Here is a 13,370-nt window from a genome sequence, read left to right as displayed (position 1 = left end):
AATCATACATGTCCCTGACCTATGAAGAACGCAGGCAGACCATCCTCTCCCAGCTGGATCTGGAGGGGAAAGTGCAGGTGCATTTTTTGGCTGAGCGGTTCGCTGTAACCACAGAGACGATCCGGCGTGATCTCGACCGTCTGGAGAAGGAAGGGCGTCTGCGCAAGGTATATGGGGGAGCCGTACGGATTCGTTCCGGAAATAATGAACCCACCTTCATGAAGCGTTCCCAGATGAATCTGACGGACAAGCAGGCTATTGGCAGGCTCGCGGCTTCGCTTATTCAGGATGGCGAGACAGTAATCCTCGATAACGGGACGACCACACTTGAGATTATGCGGCAGCTTACAGACCGCGCCCACGTGACGGTCATTACCAACTCGGTTCCGGTCCTGAACTGTGCGCTGGAACAGTTTCAGGGGAAGATTATTTTTGCCGGAGGTGAGGTGAATGCCGCTTATCAGGCGGCTGTAGGCATCACTGCTCATGAGCTGCTGGGCCAGTTCAAGGTGAACAAGGCTTTTATCTCTGCCGGAGGTCTGTCACTCTCGGAAGGAATTACCGATTATCATCTTGAAGAAGCACTCATCTCCCGCAAAATGATGGAACGGGCCGAGGAATCGATTCTGGTCGCCGACCATTCGAAATTCGGAGTCACTACCTTTGCGCAGATTGCCCCGATGGAACATATCTCCATGGTGCTGACCGACAGCGGCTGCACCCGGGAGTGGAAGGATACCTTTGCCCGGCTGGATATAGAGCTGCTGACAGGTTCATAACATACAGGAGCATAACTTACAGAGGCCGCATAGAAAATCAAAAAAGCGCCAATCCTCTTACACCCTAAGGTGAGGAAGATTGGCGCTTTCTGGTGTGCCGCCAGCTATAGGCGGCTTTCTGGTGTACAGCTAGCTGGTTATGGATAGCGATCTGAAGCAGTGCTCACCCGCCTGAAGCTAAATGCAGCTAACTGAAGCTGTGCTCACCCGCCTGAAGCTATATGCAGATAACTGAAGCTTTACTCACCTGCCTAAGGCTAAGTGCAGCCATTAGCAGCATCTCAGCTGATCCAGATCCGCTGCGTAGCGTGATCTCCGGAGTTCCGGCCGATCATTATATCGAAGTCTCCGGGCTCGAACACAAGCTCATCGTCCTGGCCGTAGAACATCAGCATCTCGCTGGTGATCTCGAAGGTGATAATCTGCTTCTCATGCGCAGCGAGGGTAACCTGCTTGAAGCCCTTCAGTTCCTTCACGGGACGGACCACACTTGCGGTAACATCGCGGATATAGAGCTGGACGGTCTCCTTGCCGGTAACCTCCGAAGTGTTCTCTACCTCAATGGAGGCGAGCACCCGGCCATCAGCCGCAGCTTCAACGTTGAAGCTGCTGTAAGCAAAGCTGGAGTAGCTCAGGCCATAGCCGAAGCAGAACAGCGGATCATTCGGGATATCCAGATACCGGGTTACATAACGCACATTCGGATACTGGGGATCATACGGGCGTCCCGTCTGATAAGCATTATAGTACACAGGAATCTGTCCCACCGAGTAAGGGAAGCTCATGGACAGGCGTCCGGACGGGTTATAATCGCCGAACAGCACATCTGCAATGGAATTCCCCGACTCGCTGCCCAGGAACCAGGCCTGTACCAGCGCGTCGCTTGCATCAAGCACTGGCGCAAGCTCCAGCGGACGGCCGCTGAATACGATAGTGACGACAGGCTTGCCGGTATCCTTCAGACGCCGGATCAGCTTCTCCTGGTTCGCGGACAGCCGGAGGCTGGCTTTGCTGCCGCCTTCCCCGGTGTCATGCTGATTCTCGCCGACAGCGGCTAGAATGACATCGCAATCCTTCAGCTGTTCGAAGGCTTCCTCAGCGTGGTCTTCCACATCGAAGACACCCTCCAGCATGCTTCCCAGCTCGCCGGTCATTGCTGTAACAATATCTGCTGCCGGGATTTTGCCGGTGATGCCGGTGTAGAGGGAGACTGCCGGATCTTTCTCGGCGCCTGCCCAGCCGCCCAGTACATGAATAGAGGTGGCGAATGGACCGGCCAGACCGAGCTTCATCCCCCGCTTCAGCGGCAGCACTTCATTCTCGTTCTTCAGCAGCACCACCGAGCTTGCACCGAGTTCCCGTGCAGCCTGCAGATGCTCAGCGCTGGGCTTATCCGCTTCGTCTGCCACCGGATCGGCATCCTTGAACGGGTTGTCGAACAACCCGAGGGCATCCTTCAGCTCCAGTACCCGGGTGACCGCTTCGTCGATCAGGCTGATATCGAGCAGCCCTTCTTCGACCAGTGCGGCCCCGTGATTCAGATAGTGGGTGGACATCATCTCGATATCCAGGCCTGCGGCAAGGCTTTTGTGGGCGGCTTCGCGGCCATCCTGCGCAGCGCCATGGGGCACCAGCTCATTCACAGAGTTGAAGTCGGCGATGGTAACGCCGTCAAAGCCCCATTCCTCCCGCAGAATTCCGCGCAGCAGCTTGCTGTTGCCGCTGGCCGGAATACGGTCAATGGTATTGAACGCGGCCATGACCATTGCGACACCGGCATCTACTGCAGCTTTATAAGCCGGCAGATAGAATTCGCGCAGTACACCGGTGGACATATCCACCGTGTTGTATTCACGGCCGCCTTCGGGCGCGCCGTAGCCGGCGAAATGCTTCACGCAGGCTGCGATCCGCCCCGGCTCCTTCAGGTCTGTCCCCTGATAGCCCCGGACCATGCTCTCGGTCACGCGGGCGTTCAGGTAAGGGTCCTCACCGGAGGTCTCCATAACCCGGCCCCAGCGCGGATCGCGCACGAGGTCAGTCATAGGGGAGAAGGTGACGTGAATACCGGCAGCGGCGCTCTCTCTGGCTGCGATTTCAGCGAAGCGTTCGATGGCTTCAAGGTCGAAGCTGCTGCCCATCGCCAGCGGAATCGGCAGGATGGTCCGGTAGCCGTGAATGACATCCGCCATGAAGAGCAGCGGAATCTTCTGGCGGCTGGATTCCAGATGCCGGGTCTGCAGCTCAATGACATTCCGTGCGCCAATGCCGTTCAGAACACTTCCGATGTTCTCCATCACCTGCGGCTTGATGTTCAATTCTTTGAATGGACCCGTTAAATCCACGGTATCATCCAGACCCCAATAGTAAGGACCGAGCTGGGTTAGCTGGGCCAGCTTTTCGTCTAGTGTCATATCGTTCACGAGATCTTGGATAAACGGTTTAGTCATGGCTAACTCCTTCGTTAAGCGTACTGAAAGTTATCGTCTGTATATATTATTGTGCCAAATAGATATGCAGTTCATCACCAGGCAGTGTAAGCAGGTTGTTCTTGGCGATGCTTACGGCACCCGGGCGGTACGGATTGGACAGGACCTGGCCGGTAACCGCAACTCCCGCTGCATGCAGCTCCGGAGTACGAGCCGGGCCTGAGCCGATGTGATAAACAAAGGTTAACGGACGGCCGAAGCACTCATAAGTGAAGCGCAGTCCGTCAAGACTGGCCGGCAGTACCGGATCAATGATCAGCTCTTCTTCGCTGAAGCGGATACCCAGGATTGCTGAGATAAGCTGGTTGAGATAGATTCCGGGACCGCTGGAATACAGGCGCCAGCCGCCTTTGACTTCTACACTGCCGTCGCGCAGCTGATCGAAGTTCTGCTGATAGCTGTAACGGTCAGGGAAATTCCCGTCCGAGCTGCTGAAGTACATATTGCTCTGGCGCAGCTGGGCATTAGGGACGCTCTGCCGGATGTTGATCGGATTGATCTGGAACAGGCCTTCCCAGGCGCGGTCAGCTTCGCCAAGCTTGGCGGAAGCTTCGAGATAGCGGATATGGGCATGCACATACTGCAGGCTGATCTCGCGGCCGACACTGGCGGCTTGCTCGGCACGGCGGAAGATCGTACTTACGCCGCCTTCATAGCGGGCGGGACGATCCATCAGACGTACGCCATCCGGGTGATTCAGATACTCGTCAATCAGGCGGAAATTGGCAACCGCTTGTTCAGGGGTGACCAGTTCAGCGATGATACTGCGTGTCATCGGCAGTAACCGGTACTTAATACCCGTCTGCTGATCCAGCGGATGAAGCATATAATCAATGCTTCCGTCTTCCTGGAAGTAGGCGAAGCCGGCGATGACGCCATCCTTGATCAGCAGCGTCCGGAAGGATTCCTTCATCTCTTCGGCCATTACAGCAAGGCTGGCGGAGAATTCGGCATCGGCTGTAGTGACCTGCGACAGGTTGCGGATGACCTGGAAGGCCAAAGCGACAGTCCAGGCACTCACGAGCTTGGTCTTCAAGGCTTCATCAGCAGGCTGCAGGGTATCATCCCAGTCGCCGCCGGCATAATTGATCAGGGAAGTGCCCGGTACGAAGCGTTCGCGGATCGTCTCTACAGCAGCTTTGACATGCTCAAGCACAGTTTCGGTCTGCTGGCTTGGCAGGGCATCTGCCAGATGGTGGTAAGCTACCTGTTCCTGAAGGATCGTGTAGTCTCCTGTAGCCATAATATAATCGCTGATGCATTTCAGCGGCCAGAGTACGACATCGCCATGCCATTCATGGGCTTGTACCGGATGCTGGTCGAACATGAACCATTGCGGCCATTCCTTACTCTCCCACAGCTGATGGGAGTAGATCTTCAGCAGTACATTTCTAGCCAGCTCATAATGCTGGGTCATCAGGAAATACTCCATCGGCCCCTGGCATACATCGCGTGTGCCCCATGCGGCTCCGCCCGGCTGTTCAAGGCCATGCGGCATAATGAAATGGGTCATCGCATTATGGGTGTACCACCATACAGTTTCGTTCAGAATATCAATCCGTGACTGCTCTTCTCCTTCAAGCTGGAGGTGGAAGCCCGAAGTAAATGCTTCATAGAAGCCTTTAAACAGCGCTTCCTCGGTTTCCGGAGTGTAAGGAGAGACCAGGGGAAGACTGTCGGCCTGTGTGAGCCGGCCTTGGATTACAAGCTGGAAGCTTGCCGACTGCGTGACGGAAATCGTCAGCAGCGTTCCGTTGCGCGGCTGTCTGTCCGTATAGAATATCCGGTCATCGCTGTACGTATAGGCAGTTCCCGGAAGCTGGATATCGAAATGCAGACCGGGATAAGGAAGCTGCTGTACAGACGCTTCGTCAGGAAGAACCTGCAGAATACCGTCCTTGGCTTCAACTCTTACCGGCTGCTGGAATTCATGCTCACCCATAACAAGCTGGTTCGTGATCAGATAATCATAGGATTTGCCGAGCTTCGACTGAACCTGCAGGGCAACATCCGGCTGGCCTGCTGCGGCAAAGACGGTAACCGTGAGCAGATCATCCTCAACCTGGTAATGCCATCTGGCAAAGTTAACGCCCATTTCGTAAGCTGCCGGGAGCGTAAGAATCCGGTAGACCCCATCCAGGCGGACATAGATCCGCTGTCCGCTGTTTCGCTGAATATTCAGCAGGCCGCGTGGTGTGGAGAGCAGTTTATGGAAAGAGGTATTGCCGACAACCGTCTGGCCGTTGAAGATTCCGTACATATAGTTAGTGGAAGAAATTAGGTTGTTATCGACTTGGCTTTTATCGAGCAGCGTAGTGATGATATGGCCGTGCGGACGTTCAACCAGCAGCTCCTTGGGCTGCAGTACAACATGGACATGCTCCTCCGTGAAGAAGGAGAGCAGTTCCCCGTTCTCAATTTCTTCAAGCTTCCGGTTAGGGTAAGCCGCATCAATCTCAGCTTGTGACCACTGGGTGGAGACATAAGGTGCGCCAATATCAGTACTTAGCACAGGCACATCTCTGGCCGGCGCAGCCTCACCCGCGCTCCAGTCGATTTCATCGTAAGCTGCCTGCAGCTCGGCCTGGAACTCTAGCTCTGTTACAGCAGCTGGATGAGTAGGGCGGAAGAGCCCGTAGAAGGCGAATTCGGCGGGAGCGGACAGCGTTATAAGCTCTGTCTGCAGCGCGGTATAGGCCAGCTCGTATTGATAATTGCGGTTCTGCAGATTGCCGCTGAGCACCTCAGGCACGTAACTGCCTTTGTAGGACACGCCGAAGAACTGCATACCGTCAGTAGAATAACCTACTGCGCGGGTACCCACTGCACCCTGCTGCAGATAAGGGAAGGCAGTCCCCTGCGGCTGGTTCTGGCGGGAGCATACGGCATAGCCGTTCGTGCCTTCCCAGATGCTGTGATCCAGGTATTGGCTCATGTACAGCTCATTGGCCAGCACGCCGCCTTTGCCTGCGACACCGATATCCTGTCCGTAGACCACATCCACGGTCTCACCGCTGCCGGAGAGCTGAATATGCCAGAACCAGATTCCGTCCCGGGCGGGCGCGAAGGTGACACGGTAGCTGATAGCTTCTATAGAACCTTCAAAAATCAGTTGGTCTTGACTATGGGACAGCTTGGAGCCCGAGCGGATTCCGAGTAAAGGATAGTTGCTGATTCCTTGCTCCGTATGCACGCGCAGATAGATATTATTAGCTGAACCATCTACAGGATTGCCTTGGAACTGATTAATGAGAGTAGACTCATGGGTGAACTCGAAGATGTCTCCTGTTGGCAGGAACGTATAACTAAGGTCATCCCGGGTTAAGGTAATCATGTTTGATTGTTGTTTGAAAATCATAATAACCCTCTCTTTCCAGTACGTGATTGGGACATGAATTAGTTAGGGGGAATTCATCATCAGATGTCACAAGAACAAGGTGACATGTCCGTGTAAAGAATAAATAGAAACGTTTCCATAAGTGATACATCTCGATATTAGTCTGAAGACGAAAAAAAGTCAATTATCTGCGAAAAAACGACCGAATTATCGTTTTTGTAACGCTGAATGTAATTTTTTTACTTGTAATTCGAAAATAAAAAATGTTTGACAGCGTATACAACTTGGGAGTATGCTCTGAGCAAGGGGAAACACAAAGAAATAATGGAAACGTTTCTATACTGTCCAATACGGTTAATTATTAAAGGTATGCACGCAGTTGTCATTCCGGCTGCAGGACAAGAAGTGAAACAAAGATATGCATGTTGTAAGAATGCATCGTTCAATTTGGAGGTGGGCTCATTGGCAAGATTTGTACATGCGGGCGGAAATATCGTCCGGGAACTGTTTAAGAACAAAGTGCTGTATCTCATGCTGCTGCCTGTCATTGTGTATTTCGCGGTCTTTCATTATGCGGTAATGCCCGGCGCTTATGTTGCATTCGTGGATTACAAGCTCAACAAAGGTATCTTTGGCAGTGATTTCATCGGTCTGAAGAACTTTGAATTCCTGGTGCAGACCGGAGAGCTCTGGAATATCACCAAGAATACGCTGCTCTACAATCTGGTATTCCTTGCTTTAGGTAATATTATTCAGATTGTGTTTGCCATCATGTTGTCGGAGATAACCGGGAAATGGTTCAAGAAGATCTCCCAGTCCGTTATTCTCCTGCCAAACTTTATCTCGATGGTTATCGTTGGTGTGTTTGCTTACAATCTCTTCAACTTCAACTCCGGATTCATCAATACGATGATCTCGGGGGCAGGGCTGGACCGTTACGAGTTCTATAACGATCCGGGAATCTGGAAATACATTATTGTGGCCTTCAAGATCTGGGCGGGTACCGGCTACGGTATGATTGTCTATCTGGCTGCAATCACAGGGATCAACCATGATCTGTACGAGGCTGCCTACATGGATGGTGCTACTACCTGGCAGCGGATCCGCTACATGACCCTGCCTATTCTGAAGCCGACCTTTATACTGCTCCTGCTGTTCGGTATGGGCGGGATTCTCAAAGGCTCCTTCGACCTGTTCTACAATCTCATTGGCACAAACTCCGTGCTGTATCCGCAGACGGATATCATAGATACGTATGTCTTCCGCTCCCTGGTGGGACAATTTAACTTCTCGATGGGTGCTGCAGTAGGATTCTACCAATCCTTATTCGGCCTGGTCCTGGTGCTTGTGGTTAACTTTATTGTACGCAAGGTTGAACCGGACAGCGCGTTGTTCTAAGACAAGACACGAAACAGGGGTGATGAAAATGGCAAGTACATCTATTAAAATCAAACAGGATTCCGGCAGTGTTTTCATAAAAGTGATCAGTTACATCTGCATCACGATCTTTGCACTGTTCTGTGTGTTTCCTTTTGCGCTGATGATCTCTTCCTCCTTCATGAATGAGCAGGAGATTGTCCGCGAGGGATATAAGCTGATTCCGAATGAGGTTTCCTTCAAGGCCTACGAATTGTTGCTCAGTAACTCCTCCAAGCTGGTGGATGCTTATCAGGTTACGATTTTTATCACAGTCGTAGGTACGGTGCTCGGGCTGTTCATGATGTCCATGGCCGGATTTGTCCTGAACCGCAAGGATTTCAAATACCGTAACTTCTTCTCCTTCCTGATCTATTTCACAACCTTGTTCAGTGGAGGATTGATTCCGACTTATATTCTGATGGTCAAGCATCTGCATATGAAAGACAACCTGTTCGCCATGATTCTGCCGGCTGTGGTAGGGGCGTGGTCGATCTTCCTGATGCGTAACTTCATGAAGGCGATCCCGGATTCCCTGTATGAATCAGCCACGATTGACGGCGCAGGCGATTTCCGCATCTACTGGCGGATCTTCATGCCGCTGGCGGTTCCTTCACTGGCGACTATCGGGCTGTTCTCGGCGCTGGGCTTCTGGAATGAGTGGTACAACGGGATGCTGTACATGGACTCTCCGACCAAGTTCCCGCTCCAGTACTTCCTGCAGCGCATGATCAACCAGGCGAATATGGGCAGTCTCATCAACTCGGGAGCGGTCATTAATACAGCCGATCTGCCAACCCAATCCATTAAAATGGCTACAGCCGTGCTGGCCACAGGCCCGATCATTCTCCTGTATCCATTCATTCAGCGTTACTTCGTAACCGGTCTTACCGTCGGTGCTGTTAAGGGTTAATAGACGCCTGCTTCAATCGAAGGGTGTTTGTTATAGATGCAAAATCCATAATATAGAAAAGAAAAGGGAGGCTTACCGAATGAAAGGTAAAAAGATTGCTTCTTCTCTAGCTGCTGTCCTCATGCTTACTGGAGTGCTATCCGCTTGTTCGTCAAGCAATAATGCAAATGGAAATAATTCAGGTTCGTCGAACACTCCATCCAGTTCCACCAATGCCGGAGGAGTAGACACCTCTAAGGAAGCAAAGCTGGTGTACTACCTGTGGGGCAGTGAAGGAGTTACCAATAAAGAAATTCTGGCTGAGATCAATAAGAAGCTTAAGGCTGATCTGAATACTACACTTGAAATCAAGTACATTGACTGGCCGGACGTAGCTACCAAGTATCCGCTGCTGTTCGCTTCCGGCGAATCGTTCGATCTGTCGCATGCTTCTCCGGGTGCCGCTGTGTCTTACTACACCCTGGCTACTGAAGGGGCGCTGACTGACATTACCGACATGCTGGACAAGGTGGCGCCTAAGCTGAAGGCGGAGATTCCTGAAGCCTCCTGGCAGAACACCAAGGTTAATGGCAAAATCTACGGCGTACCGAGTCTGTTCAGTGAATACACGCCTGCCGGTTATGCATACCGTACGGATCTGCTGAAGAAATACGGCATGACCGAAATTAAGACAATCGATGACATGGTTAAATACATGGATAATGTGGTTGCCAACGAATCCTTCCCGCCAATTAACGGTAAGGCTGAGGATGCACAGAACATGTACAGAATGCTCGTAGATACTACAGACATGTGGCTGAACGCACCTGGTATCTCGCTGAATGAATTGAATCTGGTCACCAAGAGCCCGGAGGATTACAAGACCGTATTCCATCCAGCCTTCACCCAGGAATTCGAGGATTGGGCTGTGAAAATGCGTGAGTGGGGCGACAAGGGCTATTGGGGCAAAGACGTTCTGTCCGCTTCCCTCGGCAGCAAGGACAACTTCAGAGCAGCGAACTCTGCGGGTTATCTGACTCATGCCCAGGACTGGATCGGGCAGTACGGCGGAGATATCAAGGCACTGCCTGACTCTCCTACAAGCTTCTATACTTTTGCTGAAGCGAATAAGAAAATCAAGCGTAAAATGGGTGTAGACAACTCGACAGTAATCAGCGCGAATTCCTCTAATCCGGAGCGCTCTCTGATGGTAATTGAGAAATTCATGACCGATGAAAGCTACTACAACCTGATGCAATACGGTATCGAAGGCAAGCACTACGTCATTGAAGATGGCGTGAAGAAGCAGCCGGAAGGCTTCAATGAAAAAACAGATGGCGGAGGCTTCTCGGCCTGGTCCCTCAGAAACGACAAGTTCGTGATTCCGAGTGATACTGAGAACCCGATCCGTAAAGACCTGTTTGCTGAATGGGATAAAGAAGCAATCGATGATCCGTATAACGGCTTCAGCTTCGATCCTTCGAATGTAACAACTGAAATTGCTTCGATCTCGAACGTCAATGCACAGCTCGGTATTCAGCTGATGCTGGGTAAAACAAGCAAAGATCCAAAAGCAGCCGTTGCAGATTACCGCGACCAGCTGACAAAAGCAGGAATTGACAAGGTCATTGCCGAAGTAGAGAAACAATTGGCAGAATTTGTACCCGTCAACTAAAGGAATGTAGAGGTACCTGGGAGCTATAGTCTATAGCTCCCTTACCTATAAATGGGGGAGTAGTGTGGACGTTAATATTAAGGATATCGCGCGGATATCCGGAGTCGGCATCTCGACTGTATCCAGGGTTATCAACAATAAGGGACTGGTGAGTGATGCGACCCGCGAGAAGGTTCTGAGTGTCGTGAAGGAATACAATTATATTCCGAATTCCAACGCACGGAATTTAAAAACCACGCAATCCAAGAACATTGCACTCATGGTCAAGGGAATTACCAATCCGTTCTTCGCCATCATGATCAAGGAAATTGAACGGCAGGTCAATCTGCGCGGCTATCCGTTTCTCATCCATCAGGTAGAGGATGGAACCGATGAGATCAATGCGGCGATTCAACTGGTGAAGGAGAAGAACTTAAGCGGGATTATTTTCATGGGCGGTACGTATAATCATTCCGAAGAGAAGTTCAAGCAGCTGACGGTTCCGTTTGTACTGACGACGATTACTACATCCCAGGAAGTGGACCCGGCCATATTCTCCAGCGTAACCATCAATGAATCGAAAGAGGCCTACAAGGCGACCAGTTATTTAATCTCGCTTGGACACAAGAACATTGGCTTCCTGGCCAAATCACCTTTATTGGATGAAACTACGGGCAGCCGGCGGCTTATGGGATATAAGCTGGCATTAGAAGAAAATAATCTGCCTTACAATGCCGGGCTTGTAGAGGATTGTGAATACAGTCCGAGCTCTGGCTTCAACGCTGCACGCAGACTGCTTAACCGGGACAGAGCGGTGACCGCAATATTTGCTGCTTCCGATACCATTGCCATCGGTGCGGCCAAGGCTGTGCTTACTGCCGGCTTGTCCATCCCTGATGATATTTCGATTATCGGCTTTGACGGCATTGAGATGGCAGAATATTATCATCCTGCGCTGGATACGATCAGCCAGCCGGGTACGGAAATGGCTCTATCCAGTGTAGGGGTATTATTTGATCTTATTTCGAATCGCACGAACCATCAGCATATTGTCTATGATGCAGTCTTGCTCAAACGGGGCTCCTGCAAAATGATTAAGAGCCGATAACAGCAGGGCGCTGACTATAAACGTATTGGAGTTGATATCCAGGATGCAAGAATCTTTGAGAATTGGCACTTTGGTCCGGGGCGGTGAAGCCGTCCAGGTCATTCCGCAGATTGTGAAGCATGGCTTCGAATCCTTCCAATTGAATTTCTGGCAGACGACAGGTGATACAGATTTAGTGGAGACGGCTGCGCGGCTCCGCGAGCTTGCTGCCGAGCATAATTTCGTCATCTCCGCCGTGGGGATCTATGGCAACCCGCTAGGCGGCAACGTTGAGAGCGCAGATACACTGGCCGGCTGGGAACAGCTGATCGAGCATGCGCATCTGTTCGGCACAGATATTGTCGGCGGCTTCACCGGGCGGCTTCCCGGCTCTTCAATTGACGAGTCCCTGCCGAGATTCGCCGAAGTATTCGGAGAATTGTCGAAGCGGGCCGCGGACAAGGGTCTGCGGATTGCTTTTGAGAACTGTGCGATGGGCGGCAGCTGGCAGAAGGGCGACTGGAATATCGCGCATAACCCTACAGCCTGGGAGAAGATGTTCAATAGCGTTCCGGCAGATAATCTCGGGCTGGAATGGGAGCCTGCCCACCAGTTGACCGCGCTGATCGACCCGGTCCCGCAGCTGCGCAAATGGGTGGATAAGATCTTCCATGTGCACGGTAAGGATGTCACTGTCGGCTGGGATATAATCAAGGAATACGGGATTCATGGTCCGAAGCCTTATGTATGGGACCGCACGCCCGGCTTCGGCGATACCAACTGGACCGATATTATCACCATTCTCCGCCAGGGCGGCTACAAGGGCACGATCGACATCGAAGGCTGGCATGATCCGGTTTACCGTGATGAGCTGGAGATGACCGGCCAGGTACATGCCCTGAATTATTTGAAGAATTGCCGCGGAGGCAGCATTGTGCCGAATCCGGTGGTTTGACTTTGACGACAACAAGACCTCGTTATCCACGCATGTGGAGGATGGGGTCTTTGTTGTATATGGAACTACTCCCCCGGAAGGGGAGTGAAAGCGGGCTGGCCGGGAGCGGGATACGTCGGCGCGGGAATAAGGCGGGAAGGACGCGGGAATGAGAGGGAGTATAGGTCGCCGCCAGGAATCTTGCAAAAAATACAACAATGCGGGGCTCTAAGCTGCCGATACGCTGTAATCTTGCAGAAAATACAACAATACGGGGCTCTAAGCTGCCCAACCGCCAGAAATCCTGCAAAAAGTGCAACAATACCGGATTTGAAGCGCTCGACCGCCAGAAATCCTGCAAAAAGTACAACATTACCGGATCTGACCCAAGTCCGTCCGTCAGAATTCGGCATATGGAGGGAACATGGTTACTTGATTCTGTCCAAAGTGAGTCTGGCGCAGGAAAGAGAAGCAGAAAAACACCGGACTCCGTCCAAAGTGGGTCCGGCGCAGGAATAAGAAGCAGAAATACCCCTGCTTCATTCCGCCAAAAGTGAGTCCGGCGAAGGAAACAGAGGTAGATACTTTATTTTGGTGACAGTTCGCGGAAACTAGGCCTTAAACGAAACGCTTGATTGTCCAGTAAGGGACAGTGAAGCTGCCTTGGTTCGTTGCGATATGCAGTGCGTCTGATGAGTGATCTATTTTACATACTCCGGTGTAGGTTTCTCCGCTGATCAAGTGAACGCGTTGCCACAGATTGGAGAGGAGCGCATGTTGAATGT

Annotated in this window: 8 protein-coding genes; 6 read left to right on the top strand and 2 right to left on the bottom strand. The window is 51.8% G+C overall.

Annotation, left to right across the window (positions count from 1 at the left end; all coding sequences use genetic code 11):
- Window positions 1–8: 8 nt before the first annotated feature.
- A complete protein-coding gene (locus tag GC101_RS17630) occupies window positions 9–779 on the top strand; it encodes a DeoR/GlpR family DNA-binding transcription regulator (RefSeq protein ID WP_171718302.1) in 771 nt (256 codons plus the stop codon).
- Between the two features lie 281 nt (window positions 780–1,060).
- Here the strand turns inward: GC101_RS17630 and bglX are convergent, their stop codons facing one another.
- Both bglX and GC101_RS17620 read right to left on the bottom strand, forming a co-directional pair.
- The gene (gene bglX, locus GC101_RS17625; RefSeq protein WP_171718301.1) at window positions 1,061–3,226 is read right to left on the bottom strand and encodes a beta-glucosidase BglX; all 2,166 of its coding nucleotides are present in this window, start codon (window positions 3,224–3,226) and stop codon (window positions 1,061–1,063) included.
- Between the two features lie 46 nt (window positions 3,227–3,272).
- Window positions 3,273–6,623, bottom strand: coding sequence for a GH36-type glycosyl hydrolase domain-containing protein (locus GC101_RS17620; RefSeq protein ID WP_171718300.1), 3,351 nt, complete (start codon window positions 6,621–6,623; stop codon window positions 3,273–3,275).
- 441 nt (window positions 6,624–7,064) lie between these two features.
- Between GC101_RS17620 and GC101_RS17615 the strand changes: the two genes are divergently transcribed.
- From GC101_RS17615 to GC101_RS17595, 5 genes are all read left to right on the top strand, one after another.
- The gene (locus tag GC101_RS17615) at window positions 7,065–8,000 is read left to right on the top strand and encodes an ABC transporter permease (protein ID WP_231637716.1); all 936 of its coding nucleotides are present in this window, start codon (window positions 7,065–7,067) and stop codon (window positions 7,998–8,000) included.
- A gap of 43 nt (window positions 8,001–8,043) precedes the next feature.
- Window positions 8,044–8,931, top strand: a complete 888-nt coding sequence (locus GC101_RS17610) for a carbohydrate ABC transporter permease (RefSeq protein WP_042141583.1) — start codon at window positions 8,044–8,046, stop codon at window positions 8,929–8,931.
- Window positions 8,932–9,010: 79 nt separating this feature from the next.
- Window positions 9,011–10,585: a DUF3502 domain-containing protein gene (locus tag GC101_RS17605; protein WP_171718299.1), complete on the top strand. Its 1,575-nt coding sequence runs from the start codon at window positions 9,011–9,013 to the stop codon at window positions 10,583–10,585.
- Window positions 10,586–10,649: 64 nt separating this feature from the next.
- Window positions 10,650–11,672 carry a LacI family DNA-binding transcriptional regulator gene (locus GC101_RS17600; protein ID WP_042139624.1) on the top strand — a complete coding sequence of 341 codons (1,023 nt, stop codon included), beginning with the start codon at window positions 10,650–10,652 and terminating at the stop codon, window positions 11,670–11,672.
- A gap of 55 nt (window positions 11,673–11,727) precedes the next feature.
- Complete coding sequence (locus GC101_RS17595) at window positions 11,728–12,606, top strand: sugar phosphate isomerase/epimerase family protein (RefSeq protein WP_343049741.1); 879 nt, start codon at window positions 11,728–11,730, stop codon at window positions 12,604–12,606.
- Window positions 12,607–13,370 lie beyond the last annotated feature (764 nt).

The organism is Paenibacillus phytohabitans (assembly GCF_013141775.1).
In the GTDB taxonomy this organism is placed as follows: Bacteria; Bacillota; Bacilli; order Paenibacillales; family Paenibacillaceae; genus Paenibacillus_AQ; species Paenibacillus_AQ phytohabitans.
This window is presented reverse-complemented; position numbering and strand designations above follow the sequence as displayed.

What these genes read in the sequence shown, in the direction of transcription:
- GC101_RS17630 (WP_171718302.1), top strand. Translation starts at nt 9, where the DNA reads ATGTCCCTGACCTATGAAGAACGCAGGCAGACCATCCTCTCCCAGCTG.
- bglX (WP_171718301.1), bottom strand. Translation starts at nt 3,226, where the DNA reads ATGACTAAACCGTTTATCCAAGATCTCGTGAACGATATGACACTAGAC.
- GC101_RS17620 (WP_171718300.1), bottom strand. Translation starts at nt 6,623, where the DNA reads ATGATTTTCAAACAACAATCAAACATGATTACCTTAACCCGGGATGAC.
- GC101_RS17605 (WP_171718299.1), top strand. Translation starts at nt 9,011, where the DNA reads ATGAAAGGTAAAAAGATTGCTTCTTCTCTAGCTGCTGTCCTCATGCTT.